Consider the following 26,321-nt stretch of genomic DNA (forward strand, 5'->3'; position numbering starts at 1 on the left):
CCTTAGCTCACGCGCACGCGCGGGTCGAGGGCGACGACGATGAGGTCGGCCAAGATGGCGGAGACCGCCGTCATTGCCGCGCCGAAGGCGGCGACGACAACGACGCCGTGAACGTCGTTACGGGCGATCGTCTGAATGAAGTACTGGCCCATGCCTTGCCAGGCGAAGATGCGCTCGGTCATCACGGCGCCGGTGAAGATGCCCGGGACGGAGAACGCCACCGAGGTGGCCACGGGGATCAGCGACGTGCGAAGGGCGTGGCGCCGGACCGCTTTGGCTTTAGTTAAGCCTTTCGCGCGTGCGGTGCGTACGTAGTCAGCGTTGAGGTTGTCCAACAGCAGGGTTCGCTGCATGAAGTGGTACCCTGCGTAGGAAATGATGAGCAAGGACAGGGTGGGAAGCACCAGGTGCTGGGCGTAGTCCACCATCTTCGGGCCGAAGCCTTGGACATCCGGGTTGGAGGCGCCGGTGACGTAAAAGATGCGCTTCCCGGTCCACTCATTGACCTTCAGGCCGAACCACACCACCGCGATAGACGCCACCACCACGTGGATGTTCATGGTGATGATGGAGATGCCCTGCCACACGCGGTCGGCGCGCTTGTACTGGCGCGACGCTGTGTACACGCCGAGGGCCACGCCGATGACGATCGACAGCAGGGTGGCAAACAGCGTCAGCTGGGCAGAGACCCAAATGCGGTAGGACACTTGCTCGTTGACGGAGTCGCCGAGCGGGGATTTCCCCCAGTCCCAGCGGGTGAGGACACCGGTCAGCCAGGTCCACCACCGCTCGAGCAGCGGGGTGTTCGGGCTCAAGTTCAGCGGCTCGAGCAGCGCGTCGATCTGGTCATCGGGCAGGGGAGGGCGGCGGCCGAAGTAATTGGCTCGCGGGTCTAGGAAAAAGCTGGCGAGGAAGTAGGTGAGGTTGGTGGCCAGGAAGACAATCAGGCCCCAGCTCAGCGTCTTCCGAAGCAGGTATCGAAACATGTGCTCTCTCGGTTCCGGTCTCAGCGGGTGTGCGGTTCGCGTGCGGTGGCTGGTGAGCCAAGTGCCGAAGCCCGCCCAGCGTGTCAGCTGGGCGGGCTCGCACTCACTGTGGGTGATTCACCAGGGTGTTTGCTGGGTGGCTACTTCGCCCAGCCCACGTTCTCGATCGGCAGCACAGCGAAGGAGTTGGCGCCAAAGTTGGCCATGCCCTTCTTCACAGCAACGATTTCGGGGCCGTTGGCGTAGGGCATGATGCCGAATTCCTGCAGCGCTTCCTTCTCCAGCTCGTTGGCGCGGTCGATCTGCTCTTCCGGGTCCGAGATCTGCTGCAGCTCCTCGATCTTCTGGTCCATTTCGGGCGAGCCCGTGCCGGACTTGTTCAGCTCGGAGTCGGAGCCGTAGATCTGGCCGAAGTACGCAACACCGAACGGATCGGAGGAGCTGAAACCGGACATGAACAGGTCGAAGTCGCGCTCAGCGGTGACCTTGGAAAAGTCCGAGCTCGGGCGCTCCTCCACCTGCACGTCCACGCCGATGTTGCGCAGCATCGCCTGCAGGGCGGAGGTCGTCGCCTGCACCATCGGGGAATCGCCAAGGGTGACGTAGCGCACGGTCAGCGGGTTCGCCTCGTCGTAGCCTGCCTCTTGGAGCAGCTCCTTCGCCTTCTCGGGGTCGTACTGGATGACCTCACCGAAGTTGTCCTCGTAGCCGTCCTGGGTCTGGAAGAGGGTGAAGGAGCCGGGCAGTTCTTCGCTGTAGCCCAGGCCCTGGAAACGGATCGCGGCGAGCTGCTCGCGGTCGATGCCGCGCATGATGGCCTCGCGCACGCGGATGTCGTCGAGGCCGGGTGCGGTGGCGTTGATGGTCATCAGGAACGTCGACGGGCGCAGGGCGGTGCGGATATCAACGTCGTCGCCCATCTCCTTCGCCGTGGCAAGGCGGTCGCGGGTGCCAACGCCGGTTGCGTCGATCTCACCCGCGCGGAACGCGTTGAGGGACGCCTGGTCTTCCATCTGGCGGTACGAGATCTTGTCCAGCTTCGGCTTCTCGCCCCACCAGTTCTCGTTGGGGACGAAGGAGGCGGTGCCGGTTTCAAAGTCGACGCTCTCCACCTTGAACGGGCCCGCGCCCCACTCGGGGTGGACCTGCTTGAGGTAGGCGTTCATAAAGGTGTCGGCGTCCTTGACCTGCGGCGGCACCAAGGTGTCGAAGAGGCCTTGCCACCACGGGTACGCCTGCTTGAAGGTGACCACGGCCTGCTTGTCGTCCTCGCCGCGCTCGACGGACTCGATGAGCTCGTAGCCGTCGGTGGAGTTGACCTGGACATCCGGGTCAGTGCCGTTGTTGAACTTGAAGGTGTTCTCGTAGGCCGTCCAGTCAATCGGGGTGCCGTCGTTGTACTGGGCCTCCGGGTTGATGGTGTAGGTGACCACGGTCTTGCCGTCGACGACCTCGTCCTGCACGTCGGTCAGGTACGCCGGGTTCGGGTGGTACGTGCCGTCGCCGTCGAACAGTGAGAGCTGCGGGTTGTACTTGGACCACAGGGTGCGGGTGTACAGGTTCATGTTCGCGTGGAACACGTTCTGCTGCTCGGCGATCTCGGTGATGGCGAGGGTCAGTTCGCCGCCGTCCTGGATCTGGTCCCGCTCCATCGGGTTGTAGTCGCCAGCGGCCTTGACTTCGAGCTTGTCGCCGTTGTCGGAGGCGTTGTCGGCCTGGGAGTTGGTGGTCTCCTGGTTGCCGCTTGCGGTCGTGCCCTCGGTGTTGTCATCCGAGGAGCAGGAGGCGAGAACGAGCGAGATGGAGGAGAGGCCAGCGAGAGCCGCGACGCGGAGGCGTTTGCTCATGTCAGGTTCCTTTCATAAGTCATCCGTACACAGATTGCTATGCGACGGTTGCCCGCGGAGGGCACTGGTGCCGGGCAATTCCCGGTGATCCCTGCACACTGTTGGCACACGGTGAGGTGAACACGGCGTGAATCAGGTTGAGCACAACCTATCTCACGTGTCACCTGGTTCACATCGATTTGGCGAAGTATTTTGCGTTTTATACCCAGGGAATTGCCAGTATCTGCAGCGTGGTGCCAGAAATCTGCACGTCAAGACGCAAATTTCTCACTGCTCTGCAGCGAAACTTCGCTGGGAAATCCATGAATGTTATTCGTGGCAAGCAAAAACCCCACCCGTAGGTGGGGTAAATAGCGGGTGAACTACCCAACCGGAGTGAGCTCGACCTCGTCTGCCCATGTGAGCTCGATGCCCTGGGCGCGCAGCCACTCCATAGCGTCGTCGCCGTGGCGCGTGATGCCCTCGACGGCGGTGAGCGTGACGTCGATAGCCTTCTCTGCGTCTTCGGCTGTAATGAGACCCGCGGACGTTGCGGCCGCGAGCTCGTCGATGTCCAGCACATCGATGGGGTTGCCGGTCAGTGACACGATGTCGACGTAGAGGTCGCGGGTGCGCCACACGTCGCCATCAACGTCGATGTCGGCGATATCGAAGTAGAAGTCATGCTCGTACCCGGCGCCTTCGCGCCAGTGGAAGATGTTTGCCCGTAGCCCAAGCTCCGGCAGCAGCCAGCTCTCCAGGTAGCCGAACTCCGGGTGGTCGGCGCCGCGGCCCATGTACAGACCGAAGTCGGTGACGCGGAACGTGTCCACCTCGCGCAAGAACCCTTTTGGGTCGGTGTTGATGTTCGCTGCGGTGTCGAACGTCTCCTGCTTCACGGGGTGCAGATCGGCGGCCATTGGTTACCTCACGTCTATAGATGCTGCGGTCGGTGCGAAGGGGCACACGTTGTCGATAGTTCGCACGCTGCCGTGCGCAACTGCCAGGACTTGCCCGGATCCCGTGTCCGCGGTGGCGGACAGGGTGGCTGGTCCCGCGGGGTTTATCCCGTAGTTGCCCAGTGGCGTTACGCCGGTGCGCAGCGAGGTGAGGTTGACCCAGTACACCTGCATCTGGCCCTGCTCTTGTGCCGCTGCGGGAGTTCCCAGTGCGGTGAAGACGAACGTCGTTTGGCCCGGGCCTGCGCCGGGGGCGGGCGAGGCTGCAGGTCCCGGCACCGCGATGGCGGAAGCGGTGGAGTGCAGTCCCTGCCCAATGCAGTTGCCGGAGACGGTGGGCCAGTAGAACTGGGTGAATTGTGGCGCGTCGGCGGGTAACGCTGGGCCGCCAAGCTCGCCGGTGCCGGCGAAGAACTGCACAGCGGTGCGGAGGGTGTTGCCGACCTCCGCCGGCACGTATGGCTGGTCCGCGAAAGCGTTGACGCGCGCGACGGTCTCGGGCGTCGGGCGGCCAAGGGGGTCGAGGAACGGCTGCGCGCTGGCAGGCTGCTTAGCGACGCCTCCGGCCACCACCAAACCGGCCGCGCAGAGCGCCGCGGCCACGGAACGGACGAGGGAACGGTTCTTGTTCACTCGCGCCACATTAGTCACATGCGCACCAACTTCAAGCGGAGCTGGTAAATTGCTGCACCAATAGCGTGCGCGAACTCGGCCTTGGTATCAGGGTGGTGGGTAATGCGGTCGGTGAGGAGCGGGGGTATCGTTTAGGCGTTATTTCCGCCAACCCTTAAAGGATCTATCGAGTGTCGCACCCTGAATTTCGCAACGTAGCTATCGTCGCCCACGTCGACCACGGTAAAACCACCCTGGTCAACGCCATGCTGGAGCAGTCCGGCGTGTTCGGCGACCACGGCGAGCACGGCGACCGTGTGATGGACTCCGGCGAGCTCGAGTCCGAGCGCGGCATCACCATTCTGGCCAAGAACACCGCCATCCGCCGCGCCGGCAAGGGCAAAGACGGCTCTGATCTGGTCATCAACGTCATCGATACCCCGGGGCACGCCGACTTCGGCGGCGAGGTCGAGCGCGGCCTGTCCATGGTTGACGGTGTCGTGCTGCTTATCGACGCATCCGAAGGCCCGCTGCCGCAAACCCGCTTCGTCCTGGGCAAGGCCCTGGAGGCGAAGAAGCCGGTGATCATCTGCGTGAATAAGACCGACCGTCCGGACGCCCGCATCGACGAGGTGGTCGAGGAGGCCCAGGACCTGCTTCTGGAGCTCGGCGCTGGCCTCGAAGACCCGGAGGCCGCCGAGGCCGCGGAGAACCTGCTCGAACTGCCGGTGCTGTACACCTCCGGTCGCGCGGGCCGCGCCTCCCTGGAGAACCCGGGCAACGGCGAGCTGCCGGCCAACGAGGACCTGCAGCCGCTGTTCGACGTCATCTACGACGTGCTGCCGGAGCCGTCCGCAGACGTGGACGCCCCGTTCCAGGCGCAGGTGACCAACCTCGACTCCTCTTCCTTCCTGGGCCGCATCGCGCTGATCCGCGTGTACAAGGGCGCGGTGAAGAAGGGCCAGACCGTGGCGTGGGTCCACTACGACGCTGACGGCAACCAGCAGGTCAAGAACGTGAAGGTGGCCGAGCTGCTGGTCACCGAGGGCCTGGACCGCGTTCCCGCGCAGGGCGACGTGGTCGCGGGCGACATTGCGGCGATCTCGGGTGTCGAGGACATCATGATCGGCGACACACTGTGCGACCCCGAGCACGTGGAGCCACTGCCGCGCATCAAGGTCGACGACCCAGCCATTTCCATGACCATCGGCGTGAACACCTCGCCGATGGCCGGCCGGAACGGCGGCGACAAGCTCACCGCGCGCATGGTCAAGGCCCGCCTGGAGCAGGAGCTCATCGGTAACGTCTCCATCAAGGTGCTGTCGACCGACCGCCCGGACGCCTGGGAGGTGCAGGGACGTGGCGAGATGGCGCTGACCGTGCTCATCGAGACGATGCGTCGCGAAGGCTTCGAGCTCACCGTGGGCAAGCCCCAGGTGGTGACCAAGGAGGTCGACGGCAAGACCTACGAGCCGTACGACCACATGATCATCGACGTGCCCGCGGAGCACCAGGGCGCGGTCACGCAGCTGATGGCCAACCGCAAGGGGCAGATGACCTCGATGTCCAACGCGGGTTCCGGCGACTGGGTCCGCATGGAGTTCGACGTGCCGTCCCGCGGCCTCATCGGCTTCCGCACCACCTTCCTCACGGAAACCCGCGGCGCCGGCATCGCCAACTCCTACTCCATCGAGCACCGACCGTGGGCCGGCGAGATCAAGGGCCGCCCGACCGGCTCGCTGGTGGCCGACCGTTCCGGCCAGGTCACCGCATACGCACTGCAGCAGCTCGCTGACCGCGGCGACTTCTTCGTGGAGCCGGGCGCGGAAACCTACGAGGGCATGGTCGTCGGCGCGAACTCCCGCGACGAGGACATGGACGTGAACATCACCAAGGAAAAGAAGCTCACCAACATGCGTTCCGCCACCGCGGACGCCACCGTGACGCTGCAGAAGGCGCGCACCCTCTCCTTGGACGAGGCCATCGAGTTCTGCGACGACGACGAGTGCGTCGAGGTCGCGCCCGAGGCAATGCGTGTGCGCAAAATCATCCTCAACGCCACTGAACGCGGCCGCGCCCGCTCCCGCGCGAAGCAGAAGAACAGCTAGCCTGTTCCTTCATGCACCTGAGTAGAACGCGCCGTCCAGCCACCCGGGCTGTGGCGGCGCTTTCCGTGCTCGGCCTCCTCGCGTCCTGCGCCGCGAATCCGGGTCCGCCGCCATTGGTTGAGGCGGAACAGGAGACGACCACGACCGCGCGGGAAACCGACGCGCCCGCGGAAGAGCCGACGCCGGCGGAGCCTGCGAGCAGGCCGCAGGCGGAGGTGGCCGTAGACCCGGTGCGGGCGGGCTTCAACCCGCACCTTGCAAGCGACGAGTCCGCGGTGGTGCACGGCATCGCGGATCTCACCTTGCCCAGCGCCTTTGGGCCCGACGGCGCCATGGACACCAACTTGCTCGTCGGTGCCTCTGTCCTGGCGACCTCGCCAGCCGCCTTCACCGTGCGCTACATCATCACCCCCGACGCGCAGTGGTCCGACGGTACCCCGATCACGGGCGCCGACTTCGCCTACCTGTGGCGGGGCATGACCCGCACCCCGGGCGTGGTTGACCCGGCCGTCTACCGCGCCGTCGCGGACGTCCGCGTCAGCGGCCCCGGCGGCAAGGTCGTGGATGTGGACTTCGCACAGCCCGTGGGGGACTGGCGGGTGCTGTTCCACCACCTTTTGCCGTCCCACCTCCTCGACGCGGATGCCGCCGACTTCGCGGTCGCGCTGCGCAACACCGTCCCGGCGTCTGCCGGCCGCTACCTGGTGCGCGAAGTCGACCGCGCGCACGGCACGGTGACGCTCAACCGCAACGACCGGTTCTGGGGGCCGGAGCCGGCGCCGATTGACATTCTCACGCTTGTCGCCGCGCGCGAGACCATCCAAGTCGCAGACCAGCTGCGCAGCGGCCAGCTCGCGTTTGTGGATATGGCGCCACAGGACACCACCAAAGACGTCCTGGGCTTAATTCCGGGCGCGCAGCTGCGCACATTCCCCGGCGGCCGCACACTCGGCGTGACCCTTTCCACCACCAGCGGTTTGAGCTCTCAGGCGCGCGCCGAGGTGCGTTCGCTTCTCGACGTCCCCCTGCTGGCCCACATCGCCGCCCGCCGCACCACCGACGTGGATGCCGCGGCGCCGACCACCTCCGGATCACTCGCGCTGCTTCAACAGCTCGCCGCCCAGGGCAAAGTGCTGCGCGTCGCTGCGGACGCCGCCGACCCGGCTGCCTCGGCGGCGGCGCGGTCCATGGTGGACATCCTCAACAACGCAGGGGTGCCCGCAAAGACGGTGGCGAAGGACCTCGGCTCTATCGCAGGCCAGGGGCTTCCGTCGGGCGAGGTCGACATGGTCGTGCACTGGCGAGCCGAACAGGGCAGGCAAGCGGCGCTAGCGAGCCAGATCGCGTGCCCGCCGGATACCGGCCGCGCCGGCAACCTCTCCGGGTACTGCACGCCGGGCGGGGACGAGCTCGCGGCCCGTATCCTCGGCGGCGATCTCGAACTGGCGGCCGCCACCGAGCGCGTTGCAGAGCTGGAAAGCCAGGAGGTGCTGTGGGTTCCCCTGCTGCACGAAACCCGACTCGCCGCCACCGCCGGCGGGATCACCGCCCGGGGAACGGCGGCGGGGGAGTGGCCCGGAGGGTTGTCCTCTGCAGCCGCGTGGAAACTGGCCGATACAGTGGGTCGGCGTACATCAATCCAGGAGGTTCCATGACCGCACGAGATCTGGCCGGCTACCGCGTTGTGGCCGTGCACGCCCACCCCGACGACGAGGCCATCACCACCGGCGGCGCCATCGCCGCCCTCACCGCCCGTGGCGCGGATGTGCTCGTGGTGACCTGCACTCTCGGCGAGGAGGGTGAGGTCATCGGCGAGCCGTACCAGCAGCTGGTGGCGGATCAAGCCGACCAGCTCGGCGGGTTCCGCATCCAGGAGCTGCAGCGCTCGCTACGGGCAATGGGCGCGCGCGGCACGTTCCTCGGCGGCGCCGGGTGTTTCCGGGATTCGGGCATGGAGGGCTCCCCGGCGAGCAGGAATCCCCGGGCGTTTGTGAATTCGGGCGAAGCTGCCGTCGAGAAGCTCGCGGCGATCTTTGCGGCGGAGCGGCCCCATCTCGTGCTCACGTACGGCCCCGACGGCGGTTACGGCCACCCGGACCACATCCGCGCCCACGAGATCACGCACGCCGCGGCCCAACGCGTGAAGGTTCCCCGGATCCTCTGGGCGGTGCGGCTGGCGGAGGAAACCGCGGCGCTGATGCCGGCCGAGGCACCCGCAGGCTGGCGCTTGCCGGAAGATGGCGAGCTCGACGGCGTGGACTCGTCCGACCTGCGCGTTGAGCTGGACGACGCCGCCTACAGCGCCAAGGTCGAAGCGATGCGCGCCCACGCCACCCAGCTGTGGATCGCGGACGGGCGCACCACCGACGTCAACCCGCACGCTGCGCTCGCGTCGGGCCCCGTGGTGTACTACGCGCTTTCCAACCTCATCGCGCAGCCGATCCAGCGCGTCGAGCACTACCAGTTGGGCGCGGGACTCCCGCTTGACGACGCAGCTTCGCCCCTCGCCGGAATCGCGCGATGACCGAGCCCGTCGTGCGCGACGACTTCACGCGCCGCGAAGCAATCGCCGGCCTGGCGTGGCTGAGCATCGGCGCGCTCGTGTCGCTGCTGCTCGAGGCCGTCTACCTCAACTGGCTGTGGGTCGTTGCGGCGCTGCTGTTCAACGCTGTCGTGACCAAAACCGCGCGCTTGTGGTCGTCTAAGTGGGCCCTGCTCCCGCTCGCGGTGTGGGTGGCCGGGTTTTTGGTTTCATTGGCGCTGCTCCCGCCGACCAGCTGGTCGCTGGCGTTATTGCTCGCCGGGGTAGCGGGTGGCGTTTGGCCCATGATTCACCGGAAGTGACATACTGTTGCCATGACTTACGTGATTGCTCAGCCGTGCGTCGACATCATGGACCGCGGCTGCGTTGAAGAGTGCCCCGTTGACTGCATCTACGAGGGCAAGCGCATGCTGTACATCCACCCCGACGAGTGCGTCGACTGCGGCGCCTGCGAACCGGCCTGCCCGGTCGAGGCCATCTTCTACGAGGACGACACCCCCGACGAGTGGAGCGAGTACTACGACGTCAACGTCGGCTTCTTCGACGAGCTCGGCTCCCCGGGCGGCGCGGCCAAGACCGGCCCGCAGGACTTCGACCACCCGTTTGTGGCCGCGCTGCCGCCGCAGAACCAGGACTAGGCCGTTGGCTCGCACCCTACTCGGTTCCCGGTTGCCCGACTTCCCGTGGGACACGATCGCGGACGTGCGCGAGCGTGCAGCCTCGCACGAGGGAGGGTTGATTGACCTTTCCGTCGGCGGGCCGGTGGACCCGGTGGCGCCGTCAATCCAACTCGCGCTCTCCGAGGCCGCTGCGGCGCCCGGCTACCCGCAAACCGCGGGCACCCCGGAGTTGCGCCGGACCATCGTGGACGCTCTCGAGCGCCGCTTCGGCATCCCCGAGCTGAACGAGAAGTCGGTGCTGCCGGTCATCGGCTTGAAAGAGGCCGTGGCGTGGCTGCCCACGCTGCTCGGCCTGCGCGGCGACACGGTGGTCATCCCCGAGGTCGCGTACCCCACCTACGAGGTCGGTGCACTCATGGCCGATTGCAAGGTCGTGCGGTGTGACAACCCGTCTGAAGCCCCGCGCGGCGCCGCGCTGGTGTTTGTGAACTCGCCGTCCAACCCGACCGGGGGAGTGCTCTCGGTAGAGCAGATGCGGGAGTGGGTAGCGTTCGCACGCGAGACCGGCGCGATCATCGCCTCCGACGAGTGCTACCTCTACCTCGGCTGGTCCGCCGAGCCGGTGTCCATCTTGCACCCGTCCGTCACTGACGGCGACACCACGGGTCTGCTTGCGCTGCACTCACTGTCCAAGACCTCCAACCTGGCGTCGTACCGCGCCGGCACTATCTCCGGCGACGAGGCGCTGGTGCAGGAGCTGCTGGAGGTGCGTAAGCACGCTGGCCTCATCGTGCCCGGGCCCATCCAGGCCGCTATGGTCGCAGCCCTCGGCGACGACCTGCACGAACAGATGCAGCGTTCCGTCTACGCCCAGCGCCGACTGACGCTCTTGCAGGCGCTGCCGGAGGCGGGCTTCACGGTCGACGACTCTGATGCCGGGTTGTACCTGTGGTGCCGCCGAGAAGCGATGAGCTCCCGCGAGACACTCGATTGGTTGGCGGAGCGCGGCATTCTGGCTGCCCCCGGAGACTTCTACGGCCCCGCGGGGGCACGCCACGTGCGTATCTCGCTCACGGCAACCGACGAGCGAATCGCAGAAGCCGCGGCGCGCCTGGTTTCTTAACCGCCCGCCCACGGGACTACACTTACGAAAGTTTTGCGTAGTTTTCCAAGGAGGTCGCCTGTGGCGCTGGACCAACACGTCACGCCGGTTCCGGCGCCAACTGGCGGTAGCACCGCGGTGCGGTTTGCAACGGGGCTGCGGCAGTTCGTGCGCTTCGGCATCGTCGGCGGCTCCGGCGTACTTGTGAATTTCGTGGTGTTCTACCTGGCCAACAAGGGGCTGGAAAACGGCCTGGGCCTCCACGCCAACGACGTGGTTGCCCAGCTTGGATCGACCCGGTGGAACGTGCGGTGGTACCACGTCCTGTCAACACTCGCGTTCCTGCTGGCTAACACGTGGAACTACCAACTCAACCGCTCGTGGACCTTCCGGGGCGTGCACGGGCGCTCGTGGCTGCGCGGGTTCTTCCCCTTCCTCGCCACGGGTGCGCTCGCGTTCGCCGTGTCGCTGACGTGTATGACTTTGCTGATGAACCCGACGACACCCATCGGCTTGCCGGACAGCGTGTTCGACGACTCAACCGGCCTGCGCACCAAGTCGTACTGGGCCCAGGCGATTTCGACGTTCATTGCGATGCCCGTGAACTTCATCATCAACAAATTCTGGGCTTTCGGAAAACCCAAAACCGTAATCTAGCTGCAATTTGTGGAATTTTCTGGCGGAGTTATCCACATTTCCGCTTGGGGTCTTTTCTTGGTGCGTCCGCCACTCTAGCGTCTTCAGGCATGACGCCATTCCAAGAATTCCTTGACACGCAGCCCTCAATCGGCGTGCTTGTCGGCTTTGACAAACGCTCCGCCGTCGCTGCCGGCGTGATCCCGAACGTGGCCACAAAGTGGGCCGCGTTGCACGCGGTGTACTACGGCGCGACAAGGTGGGCGAAGCAGCAGCGGCTGGGCTTGCAAGCGGCCCAAGAGTTCCCCCTGAGTCAGCTGGTGTACATCGAAGACCGGCTGAGACTGATCCCCAACGAGGCTGAGCGGTGGCGCGTGCGCCGGAAATTGCTCGAGGCCGCTTCCACCCATCAGGCGCTCAAAGCGAAGGCGGATCGGCTCATTCTGAAGTCCGCGCGGACGAAGCCGAAGCTGCAGGTCACGGTGGGCAGGTCGGTGCATGGGACGCGGACGATGCGTGTCACCGCTGATGAACACGACATCGCGGACATCGAGCACTATCTGCGCGACGGGATCGACCCTTCGAAGCCTCCGGGGCCGCAAATGCTGCGCAGGTTCTTGGATCTCATCCGGGGCAGCGGCGGCGGGGTGCCCCGCGGTGTTCGTCGACCGATTGTGGTGGTGGGGCTCGATCAGCACGTGAAGATTCTCCGCGGCGAGGGGGACGATGTGATCCTCGGTCTCACTGACGGCACGACCATCACCGGCGCCGAGTATCTCGCGATGCAACCCGGGTTTGGGGAGGTCGCCCTCTTCCACCCGTCGGAGGGTGCAGTGAACCTGTACCACCGATCGCGCTACGCGAACGACAAGCAGCGGGACTTGGCGAGAATGACGCTGACCGTGTGCCCGTGGCCGGGATGCCGCCACGGTTCCGACGATTGCGAGATCCACCACATGCAAGCGTGGTCCCAGGGCGGGGAGACGAATATGTCCAACTTGGCGCCGGTCTGCCACTACCACAACCAGATCAACCACGATGTACCCGCGCACGCCAACACCCGCGGGAGCGTGCGACGGGTTGGTGGCACCCCGATGTGGGTTTCGCCGCACGGCTGGCTGGTGCCCAACAGTTACCACCCTTACGGCGCGATGTCCGTCCTCTTCGGGGCGTCTTCGGCGAGCAGTACGTAGCGGACTAGTTCGTCCACGTAGCCCCGCTGTCGCGCGGGCTCGGGCAAGCGGCCATCGTACGTGTAGCCGGCTTTTTGCGCCACGCTGGGTGACGCCGCGTTTCCTACGGCCACGTGGATCTCCAGGCGACGCACGCCGTCGGCGACCGCCCGCTGTGTGACCAAACGGACCGCCCGGAGAGTCAGGCCCCGGCCCCTGGCCCACGGGGCGGTGTTGTAACCCAGGATCCCGTTAGGGCGCAGCTCGATATTGCCCGCGTATCGCCCGTCCACCACGTAGGCCCACCGATCAGTACCTGGGGTGGGGGCGCCGAGGAACTCGTCGGCGTGCGCTGCGGTGTAGGGGTGTGGCACGGTGGTCCACCGCACCATCTCGGGGTCGTTGCTGGCTGCAACGAGGTCGTCACGCACCCCCGGAATCGACGTGACATCCCGCCAGGGGAGCAGGGTCAAATCCCCGTCGACAAGCGGGTGACCATCGAGGTCAGTTGGCATGCAGAGCCTCGTTGAGCTCAATGCCCTTTGCAGGTACGGCTTCAACGGCGCCGGATACGGAGTTACGGCGGAATTGCAGGCCGCTAGCACCGGAAAGCTCCAGCGCCTTCACGGTGCTGCCGGCTTCTTTGCCCAGGGCCTCGGCTACCGGCGCGGTGAGCACGACCTTGGTGCCGGCGGTGACGTAGAGGCCGGCTTCGACGATGCAGTCGTCGCCAAGCGAAATGCCCACGCCTGCGTTGGCACCGAGCAGGCAGCGCTCGCCGAGCGAGATGACTTCCTTGCCGCCGCCGGAGAGGGTGCCCATAATAGAAGCGCCGCCACCGATGTCGGTGCCGTCCCCCACGACGACGCCCGCGGAGATGCGGCCCTCAACCATCGAGGCGCCGAGCGTGCCGGCGTTGAAGTTTACAAACCCCTCGTGCATGACAGTCGTGCCCTCGGCCAGGTGCGCGCCGAGGCGGATGCGGTCCGCGTCGCCGATGCGCACACCGGACGGCACCACGTAGTCCACCATGCGCGGGAATTTGTCCACGGAGAACACCACAACCGGGCCGTTGGCAGCCAAACGGCCACGGGTGAGCTGGAAATCGCTGACGGCGCACGGGCCGTAGTTGGTCCACACCACGTTCGACAGCAGGCCAAAGACGCCGTCCATGTTGGCGCCGTGTGGGCGGATCAGCCGGTGCGACAGCAGGTGCAGACGCAGGTAAACGTCGTAGGCGTCCACCGCCGGTTCAGCCAGGTCGGCGATGGTCGTCTCCACGGCCACACGCGCCACGCCGCGGGCCTCGTCCGGACCAACCAGGTCAGCGAAGCGAGCGTCCGCTTCCTCCAAACGGCGGGTCCCGGTCTCTCCCGTGGCCTCGTCGATCTTCGGTGCCGGGTACCAAACGTCGAGGACGGTGCCGTCGTGGGTGATGGTGGCTACGCCACGTGCATATGCAGAGGTTGGAGAAGTCATGCCGCTCACCTTACGGCACCCCTGGTGCGGGTGAGGAACGACAGGGCCACAAGTGCCAGGGAGAGAATGGTGATGCTAATGACCTGGGAGCGCGAAGCGTCGTCGAAAAGCATGAGCACCGTCAACCCCAGCAGTGCCGCGAGTGTCACCCACGGCACCCACGACGCGCCGCGCACGCGCACGGCGGAGGAGCGGATGCGCGGGTGGAGCCTGATGAAACTCAACGTGATCATGATCCAGGTGACAATGAGGCACCCGCCGGTGGCGGACATGATGAAGTCGATCATCCCGGGCGGGTTCCACCACTGCAGGCCGACGGCCACGAACGCGAAAAACACGGACACCAGCACCGAGTTGCGCGGCACGCCCGCGGCGTTGGTTGCCGCCATCCAGCGCGGGGCGTCGCCCTCGAGCGCCTGCTGGTAGCCCAGGCGGGAGGTGCCGTAGATCTGCGCGTTGAACGCGGACAGCAGTGCGAGCACGATCACCACCTCCATGAAGCCGGCCGCCCCCGGGATGTTGGCCATCTCCAACACGGCGGTGAACGGGGAGTCAGCGGCGGAATCGGCTCCGTCGATGGCGGCGTACGGCAGCAGCAGGATGATCACGGCCACGGATCCGATGTAGAACAGCGCGATGCGCCAGATGATCGAGTTCACGGCCCGCTTGACGTTATCTGCCGGGTTCTCGGACTCCGCGGCGGCGATGGTGACCACCTCAATGCCGCCGAACGCGAACGCCACCGCCAGAAGTCCCGCCGCGATGCCGCTGATGCCGTTGGGGGCGAACCCGGATTCCCGGACGTTGCCGAAACCGACGAAGCCGCTGGCGGGCAGCACGCCGAGCCATAGCAGCGCGCCGATAACCAAGAACCCCAGGATGACGGCGATCTTGATCATGGCGAACCAGTACTCGAACTCGCCGAAGCCCTTCACCTGCGCGAGGTTCACGGCGGTGAGCACCGCCACCACGATCAACCCGGGCACCCATTGCGGCACGTCGAACCAACCCGCCATCATCGCGGACGCGCCCGTGAGCTCGGCGCCGCACGCCATGATGAGCAAAAACCAGTAGATCCACCCGAGCAAGAACCCGGCCCAGTGGCCGAACGCCATGCGCCCGTAGGTGGCGAAAGAGCCCGAGGAGGGGTGGGCGGCCGCCATCTCGCCGAGCATGCGCATCACCGCGATGACGATCAGCCCGGCAATCACGTACGCGATGAGGATCGCGGGCCCGGCCGCGCGGATGCCCACGCCGACGCCGAGGAACAGCCCGGCTCCCACCGCGGTACCCAACCCCATGAGGGTGAGGTGGCGCGATTTCAGGCCTGAGCCCAAATCGCCTTCGCTAATCGACGTTCCTTCGGCCATTTACCGTTCCCTCTTTCCATGTACTGCGCTTGCCAGCGCGATGAGGCCAACGACGACCGCGACGGCCAGCATTTGGAAGCGGCCGTCCGGGTCTGCAAGCATGAGCGCGATCACGCCGGCGGACAGCGCGATCATGACCCACGGCAGGACGGTCGGTGCCCACATACGCACTTCGGTGATCTCGCCCGTGGCCACGAGCGTCGGGTGGATGCGCACGAAGGACAGCGCGACGACGATCCACAGCACGATCAGGCAGCCGCCGACCGCGTTAAGCAGGAAGGCGAGCAGGCCCGGCGGGTTCCAGTACTGCAGTGCTACTGCAGCGAACCCGAAGACGACCGAGACGATGACGGCGCGCACCGGCACGCCGCGGGTGTCGGTGCGCGCGAACGAGGCAGGTGCGTCGCCGCGAACCGCGAGGTTTTGCAAGAAGCGCGAGGAGCCGTAGATCTGTGTGTTGCACGCCGAGAGCAGCGCCACCACGATGACGGCCTCCATAATTCCTACAGCGCCGGGGATGTTGGCCATTTCCAGCACTGCGGTAAATGGCGAATCCGCCGCGGAGTCCGCCCCGCCGATTTGGTCGAACGGCAGCAGCAGCACAATCAACAGCACGGACCCGATGTAGAACACCGAGATGCGCCAGATGATGGAGCGGATGGCGGAGTGCACGCCAGCCTGCGGGTCTTCGGACTCCGCGGCGGCGACGGTGACGAGCTCGATGCCGCCGAACGCGAACGCCACTGCGAGAAGCGCTGTGGCCACGCCGGACCAGCCATTGGGCATGAACCCCACCTCGCTGACGTTGCTCAAGCCCACGAAGCCGCCCGCGGGTAGCAACCCGAGCCACAGCGCCACGCCGATGATGAGGAACGCGACGATGACGGCGACTTTGATCAGCGCGAACCAGAACTCGAATTCCCCGAAGTTTTTCACCGCGGAGAAGTTGATCACGGTAAACACCACGATCGCGGCCAGTGCGGGGATCCAGGGCGAGATACCGAACCACGTGGCCACAATGGCGGACGCGCCGGTGATCTCGACGGCCATGATCATGATCATCATGAACCAGTACAGCCAGCCGATGGTGAACCCCGCCCACGGGCCGAACGCCTGGGCGGCGTAGGTGGAAAACGTGCCCGAGGAGGGGCGCGCGGCGACCATCTCGGCGAGCATCTGCATGAAGCAGACGGTGATGAACCCGGCGATGACGTACGCGATCAGCACCGCAGGCCCAGCGGCGGCGATGCCCACGCCGGTGCCCAGAAACAGGCCGGCGCCGATGGCGGAGCCGAGGCCCATCATGGTGAGGTGGCGCGTCTTCAGCCCGCGCGCGAGCGCGTTGGAGTCCGCGACAGGGGAAACAGGTGTCGACATGGGAAACACCTTAAACTCCGCGGATTGGGCGCTGGTCTTTATATGCCGGTCTGTATATGCCGCTGCACTCGGCAACGCTGACACACACGGATGCGGCGAACGTAGGATCGCGGTGTGACTACGTTAGATCTTTTCGCTGACCCAGTTGACCTCACCGCGGCGCTCGTGGATATCGAGTCGCCCTCGCACCATGAGGAGGCGATCGCGGACGCGATTGAGCAAGCCTTGCGCGGCCTCGAGCACGCGCAGGTGGAGCGCTTCGGCAACACCGTGGTCGCGCGCACGAATTTCGGGCTTGAGAGCAGGGTGGTCCTCGCCGGGCACATCGACACGGTGCCGCTCGCGGACAACACGCCCCATCGGCTCGTCGATGGGACCCTCCACGGCTGCGGTTCCGTGGACATGAAGTCCGGCATGGCTTGCTACCTCAACGCGTTTGCGCGCCTGGCGGCCCCGGGCAAGTCCGCGCACGATCTAACCGTCATCGCGTACGAGGGCGAGGAGGTAGCGCAGGAGCACAACGGCCTGTTCCACTTGGAGCGCGAACACCCGGAGCTGCTGGAGGGCGATATTGCGCTCCTCGGCGAGCCGTCCGGTGCGATCATCGAGGCCGGTTGCCAGGGCTCCATCCGCGTCTTCGTCGACGCGCACGGCACTCGCGCTCACTCCGCGCGCAGCTGGCTCGGCCACAACGCCGCGCACGACCTTGCCGGCGTGCTCACCCGCATCGCCGCGTATGAGCCGCGCAGCGTCGTCATCGACGGCTGCGAGTACCGCGAGGGGCTCAACGTGGTGGGCCTGGAGGGGTTCGTGGCCACGAACACCATCCCGGACCACGCGCGGTTGATCGTCAACTTCCGCTACGCCCCGGACCGCTCCGTGGACGACGCGAAGGCGCACCTAGAAGAAGCGCTGCAGCTTGACGACGAGCTGACGCTGACCTACGACGACATCTCCCCAGCCGCGCTGCCAGGCTTGGGCGACCCGGTGGCTGCCGGGCTGGTGCAGGCGGTGGGAGGGCAGTTCCGCGCGAAGTTCGGATGGACGGACGTGGCGCGCTTTTCTAGCCTGGGTGTGCCCGCGGTCAATTTCGGCCCCGGCGACCCCGGCTTCGCCCACAAGAAGGACGAGCAGTGCCCAGTGGACCAGATCACGCAGGTCTCCGAGCAGCTGACGTCGTACCTGAGCGCCAACGAAAGCGAGTAGTTCCATATGGCCCCGCTGAACATCCCCCGCCCGGACCGTGACCGCAAGCTGCGCGGCCCGATCGCCTTGCGCGGTGAGGACCGTCAAACCTCCACGCACGACCAGCGCTTGCTCGAGTCCGCCGGCCACGCCGACGGGCAGTGGAAGCACGAGGACCCGTGGCGCGTGATGCGCATCCAGTCCGAGTTCGTCGCCGGCTTTGACGCCCTGTCCGAGCTGCCGAAGGCTGTCACCGTCTTCGGCTCGGCGCGGCTGGGGGAGGGCACCCCGGAGTACGAGCAGGCCCACGAGGTCGGCCGCGCGTTGGCGGATGCCGGCTACGCCGTGATCACCGGTGGCGGGCCAGGGCTCATGGAGGGGCCGAACCGGGGCGCTCACAACGCCGGCGGCCTGTCGGTGGGTTTGGGCATCGAGCTGCCCTTCGAGCAGGGCCTCAACGACTGGGTGGATCTGGGGCTGAACTTCCGCTACTTCTTCGCCCGCAAGACCATGTTCTTGAAGTATTCGCAGGCGTTTATCGCGCTGCCTGGCGGATTCGGCACGCTAGACGAGGTCTTCGAGGTGCTGTGCATGGTGCAGACCGGCAAGGTGACCAATTTCCCGATCGTGCTCATCGGCACCGAGTTCTGGTCTGGTCTGACGGCGTGGATCGAAGACCAGCTGCTCGCCCGCGGTTTGATCACGCCCGGCGACGAGAAGTTGTACCTGGTCACGGATTCCGTGGAGGAGGCCGTGGCCCACATCGTGGACGCCCACAGCGAGATGACGGACCAGCGCCTCAACAATGGGTAGGCCGCTTGCCCAGGTCATGGCGATTGTCAACCGCACGCCTGACTCGTTCTACGACAAGGGCGCCACGTTCGCGGCGGAGAAGGCGCTCGAGCGCATCGACGCCGCCGTGGCCGCCGGCGCCACCATCATCGACATCGGTGGTGTGAAGGCGGGGCCTGGCGACGACGTGTCCGTCACCGCCGAGATCGAACGCGTCGTGCCCACGATCGAGCTGGCCCGCCAAAGCCACCCGGGCGTGACCATCAGCGTGGACACCTGGCGGGCGCAGGTGGCCGAGGCGGCCATCAACGCGGGTGCCGACTTGGTCAACGACACGTGGGCCGGCTTCGACCCGGAACTCGTGGAGGTGGCCGGCGCGAACCGCGTGGGCTACGTCTGCTCGCACACCGGCGGAGTGACACCGCGCACCCGCCCGCACCGGGTGCATTACGACGACGTGGTGGCCGACGTCATCGCAGAGACCACCGCGCTGGCTGAGCGGGCTGTTCACCTGGGCGTGCCCGAGGAGAAAATTTTCATCGATCCGACCCACGACTTTGGCAAGAACACCTACCACGGCCTGGAGCTGCTGCGCCGTGTGGACGAGCTGGTGGCCACCGGCTGGCCGGTGCTGATGGCGCTGTCCAACAAGGATTTCGTGGGCGAGACCGTCAACCGCGGCATCGGCGGCGCGGACGTTGCCGAGCGTGTCCCCGGCACCCTCGCGGCCACCGCCTGGGCCGTGGCGCACGGTGTGGCAGCCTTCCGCGTCCACGAGGTGGAGGCCACCCTGGACGTGATCCGCATGACCGCCGCGATCCAGGGTGACATGGCACCGCTGTACACCGTCCGGGGGCTCGCGTGAGCGTCAGCGTGGTGATCCCGGCGCTCAACGAGCAAGACACCGTGGCCGGGGTCGTCGAGGCGTGCCTGCAGTCGTGCGCCGACGAGGTGCTTGTCGTCGACCCGGACTCCACCGACGCCACCGCCGAGCGCGCCGCCGCAGCCGGTGCGTGGGTGGTGCCGTGGCGCGAGGTGGATCCGCGCGAGCCGTGGGCGGGCAAGGGCGAGGCGCTGTGGCGCGGCGTGAAGGCGGCCAGCGGTGACGTCGTCGTGTTCATCGACGCGGATGTGACATCGCTCGAGCCGTGGTGGGTCGACGCGCTCGCCGCGCCGTTTCGCGACGACACCGTCCACCTGGTCAAAGCCGCCTACGAGCGCGCCCACGCCGGCGGCCGCGTCACCGAGCTCACCGCGAAACCGCTGCTGAGGGCCTTGTTCCCCGAGCTCGCGCACATCCGCCAACCCCTCGCGGGCGAGTACGCCATCCGCCGCTCCACCGCACTACGGATGCCGTTTGTCGCGGGCTACGGGGTAGAGGCGGGACTGCTTATCGACGTCGCGTCCGCCCACACCCCCGCCGCCATCGCCCAGGCCGAACTGAGCCCGCGCGAGCACCGGAACCGGCCGCTCGCGCAACTGGGCCCGATGGCCGACGTGGTGGCGCGCACCATCCTCGCGCGCGCCGGGGTGGGCGACACCGAGGTGCGCGAGCGCCCCGCCTGGGTCGACGGTTAAACTGACCGCCATGTTCTCCTGGACCGTGCTCATCCTCATCCTCGCGGCGCTCAGCATCGTTGGTGTACGCGTGTTCGCCTCGGTCTTCGGCCGCGGGGAAGCGTTGCCACCCATGCCGCCCACAGCGGAGGTGCAAGAGGCCAACCGGCGCGCCGTAGAAGAGGGCAACTTCGGCGACATCCAGCTCGAAGTGGTGCACCGCGGATACCGCATGGATCAGGTGGATGCGCTGCTGGAGCAGTTGGCGGGTGGGCGCCTTGGGCCCGTCGATAGGCGGGATGCTCAGGTAGGATCGTCCGCAGTCCGTCATCACGAAGTAAAAGGAGCGTAAGCGAATGGCAGCAATGAAGCCGCGTACCGGCAGTGGCCCGATGGAAGCGGTGGAGGAATCCCGCAAGATCGTGATGCGCATCCCGTCCGACGGCGGCGGCCGTCTCGTGGTGGAGCTGACCAAGGAAGAGGCTGGCGAGCTCGGCCGTCTGCTCACGGAGGCAGCAGGAGCCTAACGCGGTAGTATCGCCACATGCTCAACGACATTGTGGACGTGCTGGCCGACCCGGCAGACCTTACCCCGCTTCGGGGCGCGGACGGATTTACCCGTCTCGTCTCCGAATCGGGGCATTCTTATGATGTGGCCAAGCAGGGCTACGTCACCCTGGCGGCCGGCAAGGGCATCGGGCACGAGGGCGATTCGCTGGAGATGGTCAACTCCCGCGAAACGTTCCTGTCCAACGGGCATTTCGCACCGTTTGTGGAGGCCGTCTCCGACGCGGTTGCCGACGTTGTGGAGCGCGCCGCCGGCGACGCCGATCCAGTTGTCATGGAGGCCGGCGCGGGCACCGGCTACTACTTGGCGCACACGCTCGACCTGATCGAGGGCGCGCGCGGCGTGGGCCTCGACGTGTCCGTCCCGGCCGCCAAGCACCTGGCTAAATCCCACCCGCGCGTGGGCGCCGTGGTGGCGGACGTGTGGGAGCAGCTGCCCATCCGCACCGGCTCCGTCCACGCGCTGGCAGTGGTGTTCGCACCGCGCAACCCGGCGGAGTTCGCGCGCGTGTTGGTGGACGGCGGGGAGGCAGTCATGCTCGTCGCGGACCAAGGCCACCTCGACGAGCTACGCGAACCCCTAGGCATCCTCGGCGTCGAGGACGGCAAGATCGAACGGCTCGTTGCCCAGTCCGCGGGCCACCTCGCACCCGCGGCGGACCCGGAACTCATCGAATTTCCCATGCAACTCGGCCGCGACGTCATCGCCGCGCAGGTGGGCATGAGCCCGTCCGCGCGCCACTTAGACCCGGAGGTGCTGCAGGCGCGCCTGGCGGAACTGCCGGAGCAGATGGAGGTCACCGCCCGCGCGCAGCTCGTCCGCATGCGCAAGGCCTAACACAACAACGCTGCCGCCCCACCCAGTGCGATGGGTGGGGCGGCAGCGTTTTTGCGTCGAGAGGCGGCTAGCCCATGTAGCCGCGGCGCCACTCGTTGTAAATGGCCGCGCCGTCGTGCGCGCGGGTGCGGATACCGGAGCAGTTGCCGTCCAGCCACACCCGCGAGGACATAACGACGCTGCCGCCGCCCGCGTAGACTTCGATGGTCGAGCCGTCGACGATGACGGTGATGTTGTCCTCGTCCTCGTCGTTCAAGGTGGCGGTGGCGGGGGAGCCGTCGAGGCGATCCAGGGTGAGCTGGTCGCCGGCGTGCGTGATCACCACGCCCGGCTCGCCGTTGCCGTCGAGAACCTCCACTGTGACGGAGGAGCCCGGCGCGATCTCGCACAGGCCGGCCCACATGCGGGCGCGGTCGGTGCTGTCCACCGCGTCAGGCAAGCCCACGGCGGGTACCTGGTACAGGCGTCCGCCCTGCAGCGTGACTCGCCGCGGGAGGGTCAGCGCGTTGGCCCATCCTTCCGCGTCCCAGTTCGGCTCGCGGGTCGGGTCGCCGTTGCGGTCCGTGTTGGTCATGAACCCGTAGAGGTAGGCGCGCTCGTAGAGCTTCGCCGTCTCGGATAGGTTGTAGGTGGTGTTGCGCGGGCGTGTGAAGTCGTGGCCGTGGTCCAGGAGGGTAAACGGCGTGTCCACGCGGAACCGGTGGCCGCGCAGCTCGCCGACGGCGTAGACGGCGGTGTCTTTGCCATCGCGTTCGAGGGTGATGAACAGTACGTCGCGGATCTCGCCGCCCACTTCGTCGCGCAGGCGCACGATGCGCGGCGCGACCAGGGAGGCGTCGAGGTCGATGCCCGTGTCGCCGTCGAATTCGAGCGCGCCTTCGAACTTCCAGTCGCGACCGTCGTCGGAGGTGAGCACGACCGGTTTGGGCGCAGTTTCGGGCCCGGAGACGGCCAGCATGAGCCATCCTTCGTGCGCGTGCTCGCGGTCCACGCCAGCGTCCCAGTTCGGCACGACGCAGGGGGAGCGGAAGTTGGTCGCGCCAGCGGCGTCCTCCACCACGGCGCCGAGGCGGGTGACGGCCTTCGAGACCTCCTCGTCCTCCGCCTCATCCGTCTCCGAGCACAGCTCATCGACGTGCGCCACGTGCGCGATCTGAATGGTGTTGCCGGCCGCGGTCGCTGAGGTGAAATACAAGTCCACGCCCTCGCCCGCAGACGCGACGCTGCCCGCACGCACGGCGGTTTCGCCGCCGACGGGCGCGATCACGTCGTCGCACTCGAGCCAGCTGAAGGAGTCGCCCTCGCTGATCTCGTGGCCCCAGCGGCTCGGCGCGTCCGGTGTGGGGCGGTACTGGTAGAACATGTGCCAGACGCGGTCGTCCGGCCCGCCGGTGCGGTAGATGCCAGCGGGGCCTTCGAGGATGCCGCGCTCTGCGGTCGCGTGTAGTTCCGGACGGTAAACGGTCATCTCATCAGCCCCTTGTAGATATTCACGGTGTCTTGCGCAATGGTTGCCCAGGAGAATTCGGTCTTGGCTCGCGTCAGGCCGGCATCGCCCATGGCGGCGGCGCGCTGGGCGTCTCCCGCGACGGCGTTGACGGCATCGGCCAAGCCCTGCTCGAAGCCGGCGGCGTCGTCGGCACTGTAGTCCACTAGTATGCCGGTCTCCCCGTCGACGACGACCTCTGGGATGCCGCCCACGCGCGAGGCCACCACGGCGGTGCCGCAAGCCATCGCTTCGAGGTTCACGATGCCCAACGGTTCGTAGATAGACGGGCACACAAAGACATCGGCGAGCGAGTAGACCTCGCGAACCTTCTCCGGCGGCATCATCTCCTGCACCCAGAAGACGCCGTCTCGCTGCGCCTTCAGCGTATCGACGAGCCCTTCGGTCTCCGCCGCGATCTCCTTGGTGTCCGGCGCACCTGCGCACAGAATGAGCTGGATGTCGTCATCGAAGTGCTGGGCAGCTTTCAGCAGGTGCGGCACGCCCTTCTGGCGGGTGATGCGTCCTACGAAGGCGACCACGGGCTTGTCGGGGTCGACGCCAAGCTCCTCGGCGATCGTGCCGGTATCCGGGAACCACTTCTGCGGGTCGATGCCGTTTAAGACGGTGTGCACCTTCGCCGGGTCGATGCGCGGGTACGTCTCGAGCACCGCCTGCTTCATGCCGGCAGACACGGCGATGACCGCATCGGCGTACTCGAAGGCGTTCTTCTCCGACCAGGACGAGACGTTGTAGCCGCCGCCGAGCTGCTCGCGCTTCCACGGGCGGTCCGGCTCCAGCGAGTGCGCGGTGACCACGTGGGGGATCTCGTGTAGCGCCGCGGCGAGGTGGCCACCCAGGCCCGCGTACCAGGTGTGCGAGTGCACCACGTCCAGCCCGCCAGCGGCGTCGGCCATGCGCAGGCCGGTGGACAGCGTCTTGATGGCGCCGTTGGCGTCCTCGAGTGCGGGGTCGACGCCGTGGACGTAGACGTCCTTTTCGTCGCGCGGGGCGCCCATGCAGTGCACGTCCACGTCCACGATGTCACGCATGAAACGCGTCAGCTCCGTGACGTGCACGCCAGCGCCGCCGTAGACCTCCGGCGGGTATTCGCGGGTGAACATTCCGACTTTCATGCCCGCCGAGCCTACGCACGTGCGCGATTCCCTGCACGGGCCCAAAATTCTCATTAGCCTTGCGCGTATGAAGAGCCAGCCACGAGTTCTCGCCATCGTCCTGGCCGGCGGGGAGGGCAAGCGCCTGTTCCCCCTCACCGCCGACCGCGCCAAACCCGCCGTGCCGTTCGGCGGCAACTACCGTCTGATCGATTTTGTCCTGTCCAACCTCGTCAACGCGGGCTACATGCGCATTGCGGTGTTGACGCAGTACAAGTCCCACTCCCTGGACCGCCACGTGGCCACCGCGTGGAACGTCTCTGGGCCCACGCAGCAGTACATCGCCTCCGTGCCGGCCCAGCAGCGCCGCGGCAAGCGGTGGTATTCGGGATCGGCGGACGCGATCGTGCAGTCGCTGAACCTTATTTATGACGACGCCCCGGATTACGTCCTTGTCCTGGGCGCGGACCACGTGTACCGCATGGACCCCTCGCAGATGGTGGAGGACCACATCGCGTCCGGCAAGTCCGCCACCGTGGCCGGCATCCGGGTGCCGCGCTCGGAGGCGCACGCGTTCGGCTGCATTCAGTCGGACGACGATGGCACGATCACCGAGTTCCTGGAAAAGCCCGCCGACCCACCCGGCACCCCGGACGACCCGGAGGTGACCTACGCGTCGATGGGCAACTACTGCTTCTCCACCGAGGCGCTCATCCAGGCGCTGCTGGAAGACGAGCAAAACGAGGACTCCAGCCACGACATGGGCGGCGACATCATCCCGTACTTCGTGGCGCAGGGCGAGGCAAACGTCTACGACTTCTCGCGCAACGAGGTCCCCGGGGCCACCGAGCGCGACCACGGCTATTGGCGCGACGTCGGCACCATCGACTCGTTCTACGAGGCCCACATGGACCTGATCTCTTCTCACCCCGTGTTCAACCTGTACAACAAGGCGTGGCCCATCCACGCCACCGAGGACGGCAACCTGCCGCCGGCGAAGTTCGTCATGGGCGGCATTGCGCAGGAGTCCATCGTCGCGTCCGGCTCCATCATCTCGGGCGCAACCGTGCGCAATTCGGTGCTGTCCACGGACGTGCGCGTAGAGGAAGGCGCGACCGTCGAGGGTTCGGTACTGATGCCGGGCGTGCGCGTGGGCCGGGGAGCGGTGGTGCGCCACTGCATCCTGGATAAAAACGTCTACGTCTCCGACGGCGAAATCATCGGCGTGGACCTCGAGCGCGACCGCGAGCGCTTCACCGTCTCTCCGAACGGCGTCGTCTGCGTGGGCAAGGGCGAGGTGATTTAGCGCCGCTTGGTCACGAGCGTCAGCCCGCCGTCGAGAGGCAGGCGCGCAATGGCGGCGCCGTCGAGCGCAAGCGTGTCAACGAAAGCGTCCGCCTCCCTCGCCGCCTCCGTCTCACGGTCGCGGCGCGTGGTGTCGGCCACGGTGCCGTCGAGCAGCGAACCGGCGAGGACGAGCGTGCCGCCCGGGGCGAGAAGGGGCCACGCGGCGTCGATGAGCGGGCGCAGCTGCACGGCGGCAACGTCGGCGTAGATGAGCTGGTAGGCACCGGTGGCGAGGCGTCCCATGACGTCGAGCGGACGGGAGGTGAGGAAGCGCACCCGCGACGGCGCGAAGCCCGCGGCACGGAACGCGCCCTTAGCGCCCGCCTGCAACGCCGCCTCCGGCTCGATGCAGGTTAACGTGGCCTTCTCGCGCAGGCCCGCGAGGATGTGCAGACCGGCGACGCTAGCGGCGGGGGTGACGGCGACGGCGCCCTGGGAGGCCTCGCTGCTAGCCGCCAGCACGGTGAGCAGGTCGCCCACGACGGGGCTGGGGGTGGCTACGCCGTTTTCCTCGGCCTCTTCGCGCGCCTGGCGCAGGGCGTCGCCCACCGTCTCCGAGACGTGGTCCCGGCGGGCGGCGATGTAGGTGCTCAGTTGGGTAAATGCGGTCTCACTCACACCGGCAATCATAGCGGGGCGAGCGCA

General features: G+C 66.8%; 27 protein-coding genes. 16 read left to right on the plus strand and 11 right to left on the minus strand.

Going from position 1 to position 26,321, the window contains the following annotated elements:
• Positions 1 to 2: 2 nt before the first annotated feature.
• The 4 genes from HF989_RS01160 to HF989_RS01175 all read right to left on the minus strand — a co-directional run bounded on the left by HF989_RS01160 (position 3) and on the right by HF989_RS01175 (position 4,404).
• A complete protein-coding gene (locus HF989_RS01160; protein WP_168683532.1) occupies positions 3 to 986 on the minus strand; it encodes an ABC transporter permease in 984 nt (327 codons plus the stop codon).
• A gap of 140 nt (positions 987 to 1,126) precedes the next feature.
• On the minus strand, positions 1,127 to 2,833 hold the full coding sequence (locus HF989_RS01165) for an ABC transporter family substrate-binding protein (protein WP_168683533.1): 1,707 nt from the start codon (positions 2,831 to 2,833) through the stop codon (positions 1,127 to 1,129).
• A gap of 362 nt (positions 2,834 to 3,195) precedes the next feature.
• Entirely contained in the window at positions 3,196 to 3,732 is a 537-nt protein-coding gene (locus HF989_RS01170; protein WP_168683534.1) for a ribonuclease FAU-1 family protein, read from the minus strand.
• 3 nt (positions 3,733 to 3,735) lie between these two features.
• Positions 3,736 to 4,404, minus strand: coding sequence for an Rv1157c family protein (locus HF989_RS01175; RefSeq protein WP_168683535.1), 669 nt, complete (start codon positions 4,402 to 4,404; stop codon positions 3,736 to 3,738).
• Positions 4,405 to 4,574: 170 nt separating this feature from the next.
• Here HF989_RS01175 and typA point away from each other — a divergent pair, with 170 nt between their 5' ends.
• The 8 genes from typA (at position 4,575) to HF989_RS01215 (ending at position 12,584) form a co-directional block, all read left to right on the plus strand.
• Complete coding sequence (typA, locus tag HF989_RS01180; RefSeq protein ID WP_168683536.1) at positions 4,575 to 6,491, plus strand: translational GTPase TypA; 1,917 nt, start codon at positions 4,575 to 4,577, stop codon at positions 6,489 to 6,491.
• Positions 6,492 to 6,502: 11 nt separating this feature from the next.
• Positions 6,503 to 8,146, plus strand: coding sequence for an ABC transporter family substrate-binding protein (locus tag HF989_RS01185; protein ID WP_168683537.1), 1,644 nt, complete (start codon positions 6,503 to 6,505; stop codon positions 8,144 to 8,146).
• Positions 8,143 to 9,015 carry an N-acetyl-1-D-myo-inositol-2-amino-2-deoxy-alpha-D-glucopyranoside deacetylase gene (gene mshB, locus HF989_RS01190; protein ID WP_168683538.1) on the plus strand — a complete coding sequence of 291 codons (873 nt, stop codon included), beginning with the start codon at positions 8,143 to 8,145 and terminating at the stop codon, positions 9,013 to 9,015. The genes HF989_RS01185 and mshB overlap by 4 nt, the downstream gene beginning before the upstream one ends.
• Positions 9,012 to 9,335: a hypothetical protein gene (locus tag HF989_RS01195; protein ID WP_168683539.1), complete on the plus strand. Its 324-nt coding sequence runs from the start codon at positions 9,012 to 9,014 to the stop codon at positions 9,333 to 9,335. The genes mshB and HF989_RS01195 overlap by 4 nt, the downstream gene beginning before the upstream one ends.
• Before the next feature lie 12 nt (positions 9,336 to 9,347).
• A complete protein-coding gene (gene fdxA / locus HF989_RS01200) occupies positions 9,348 to 9,671 on the plus strand; it encodes a ferredoxin (RefSeq protein ID WP_168683540.1) in 324 nt (107 codons plus the stop codon).
• A 4-nt stretch (positions 9,672 to 9,675) separates the two neighbouring features.
• Complete coding sequence (dapC, locus tag HF989_RS01205) at positions 9,676 to 10,776, plus strand: succinyldiaminopimelate transaminase (RefSeq protein WP_168683541.1); 1,101 nt, start codon at positions 9,676 to 9,678, stop codon at positions 10,774 to 10,776.
• A 66-nt stretch (positions 10,777 to 10,842) separates the two neighbouring features.
• Complete coding sequence (locus tag HF989_RS01210; protein WP_246233755.1) at positions 10,843 to 11,412, plus strand: GtrA family protein; 570 nt, start codon at positions 10,843 to 10,845, stop codon at positions 11,410 to 11,412.
• An 89-nt stretch (positions 11,413 to 11,501) separates the two neighbouring features.
• The gene (locus HF989_RS01215) at positions 11,502 to 12,584 is read left to right on the plus strand and encodes an HNH endonuclease signature motif containing protein (protein WP_168683542.1); all 1,083 of its coding nucleotides are present in this window, start codon (positions 11,502 to 11,504) and stop codon (positions 12,582 to 12,584) included.
• Here the strand turns inward: HF989_RS01215 and HF989_RS01220 are convergent.
• The 4 genes from HF989_RS01220 to HF989_RS01235 are packed head-to-tail and all read right to left on the minus strand — an operon-like array spanning position 12,533 to position 16,789.
• The gene (locus tag HF989_RS01220) at positions 12,533 to 13,078 is read right to left on the minus strand and encodes a GNAT family N-acetyltransferase (protein ID WP_168683543.1); all 546 of its coding nucleotides are present in this window, start codon (positions 13,076 to 13,078) and stop codon (positions 12,533 to 12,535) included. The genes HF989_RS01215 and HF989_RS01220 overlap by 52 nt on opposite strands.
• Complete coding sequence (gene dapD / locus HF989_RS01225) at positions 13,068 to 14,042, minus strand: 2,3,4,5-tetrahydropyridine-2,6-dicarboxylate N-succinyltransferase (RefSeq protein ID WP_168683544.1); 975 nt, start codon at positions 14,040 to 14,042, stop codon at positions 13,068 to 13,070. The genes HF989_RS01220 and dapD overlap by 11 nt, the downstream gene beginning before the upstream one ends.
• A 5-nt stretch (positions 14,043 to 14,047) precedes the next feature.
• Positions 14,048 to 15,412, minus strand: coding sequence for an amino acid permease (locus HF989_RS01230; RefSeq protein ID WP_168683545.1), 1,365 nt, complete (start codon positions 15,410 to 15,412; stop codon positions 14,048 to 14,050).
• The gene (locus HF989_RS01235; RefSeq protein ID WP_168683546.1) at positions 15,413 to 16,789 is read right to left on the minus strand and encodes an amino acid permease; all 1,377 of its coding nucleotides are present in this window, start codon (positions 16,787 to 16,789) and stop codon (positions 15,413 to 15,415) included.
• Between the two features lie 114 nt (positions 16,790 to 16,903).
• Between HF989_RS01235 and dapE the strand changes: the two genes are divergently transcribed.
• The 7 genes from dapE to HF989_RS01270 are packed head-to-tail and all read left to right on the plus strand — an operon-like array spanning position 16,904 to position 21,728.
• Positions 16,904 to 17,995: a succinyl-diaminopimelate desuccinylase gene (dapE, locus tag HF989_RS01240; protein WP_168683547.1), complete on the plus strand. Its 1,092-nt coding sequence runs from the start codon at positions 16,904 to 16,906 to the stop codon at positions 17,993 to 17,995.
• A 6-nt stretch (positions 17,996 to 18,001) separates the two neighbouring features.
• Complete coding sequence (locus HF989_RS01245; RefSeq protein ID WP_168683548.1) at positions 18,002 to 18,787, plus strand: LOG family protein; 786 nt, start codon at positions 18,002 to 18,004, stop codon at positions 18,785 to 18,787.
• A complete protein-coding gene (gene folP / locus HF989_RS01250; RefSeq protein ID WP_246233727.1) occupies positions 18,780 to 19,631 on the plus strand; it encodes a dihydropteroate synthase in 852 nt (283 codons plus the stop codon). The genes HF989_RS01245 and folP overlap by 8 nt, the downstream gene beginning before the upstream one ends.
• Positions 19,628 to 20,344 carry a glucosyl-3-phosphoglycerate synthase gene (locus HF989_RS01255; protein ID WP_168683549.1) on the plus strand — a complete coding sequence of 239 codons (717 nt, stop codon included), beginning with the start codon at positions 19,628 to 19,630 and terminating at the stop codon, positions 20,342 to 20,344. The genes folP and HF989_RS01255 overlap by 4 nt, the downstream gene beginning before the upstream one ends.
• 10 nt (positions 20,345 to 20,354) lie before the next feature.
• Positions 20,355 to 20,675: a cell division protein DivIVA gene (locus HF989_RS01260; protein ID WP_210728885.1), complete on the plus strand. Its 321-nt coding sequence runs from the start codon at positions 20,355 to 20,357 to the stop codon at positions 20,673 to 20,675.
• A gap of 4 nt (positions 20,676 to 20,679) precedes the next feature.
• Complete coding sequence (locus HF989_RS01265) at positions 20,680 to 20,850, plus strand: DUF3117 domain-containing protein (RefSeq protein WP_168683550.1); 171 nt, start codon at positions 20,680 to 20,682, stop codon at positions 20,848 to 20,850.
• 17 nt (positions 20,851 to 20,867) lie between these two features.
• On the plus strand, positions 20,868 to 21,728 hold the full coding sequence (locus HF989_RS01270) for a class I SAM-dependent methyltransferase (protein ID WP_168683551.1): 861 nt from the start codon (positions 20,868 to 20,870) through the stop codon (positions 21,726 to 21,728).
• 67 nt (positions 21,729 to 21,795) lie between these two features.
• On the opposite strand, the gene HF989_RS01275 is transcribed toward HF989_RS01270, so the two are convergent.
• Positions 21,796 to 23,196: a GH32 C-terminal domain-containing protein gene (locus tag HF989_RS01275; protein ID WP_168683552.1), complete on the minus strand. Its 1,401-nt coding sequence runs from the start codon at positions 23,194 to 23,196 to the stop codon at positions 21,796 to 21,798.
• Entirely contained in the window at positions 23,193 to 24,350 is a 1,158-nt protein-coding gene (glgA, locus tag HF989_RS01280) for a glycogen synthase (RefSeq protein WP_168683553.1), read from the minus strand. The genes HF989_RS01275 and glgA overlap by 4 nt, the downstream gene beginning before the upstream one ends.
• Before the next feature lie 67 nt (positions 24,351 to 24,417).
• On the opposite strand from glgA, the gene glgC reads away from it, so the two are divergent.
• Positions 24,418 to 25,635, plus strand: a complete 1,218-nt coding sequence (gene glgC / locus HF989_RS01285) for a glucose-1-phosphate adenylyltransferase (RefSeq protein WP_168683554.1) — start codon at positions 24,418 to 24,420, stop codon at positions 25,633 to 25,635.
• Here glgC and HF989_RS01290 read toward each other — a convergent pair.
• Positions 25,632 to 26,306: an O-methyltransferase gene (locus tag HF989_RS01290; protein ID WP_168683555.1), complete on the minus strand. Its 675-nt coding sequence runs from the start codon at positions 26,304 to 26,306 to the stop codon at positions 25,632 to 25,634. The two genes, glgC and HF989_RS01290, sit on opposite strands and share 4 nt — an antisense overlap.
• Between the last annotated feature and the right edge of the window lie 15 nt (positions 26,307 to 26,321).

It is taken from the genome of Corynebacterium mucifaciens, from assembly GCF_012396315.1.
GTDB lineage: Bacteria > Actinomycetota > Actinomycetes > Mycobacteriales > Mycobacteriaceae > Corynebacterium > Corynebacterium mucifaciens.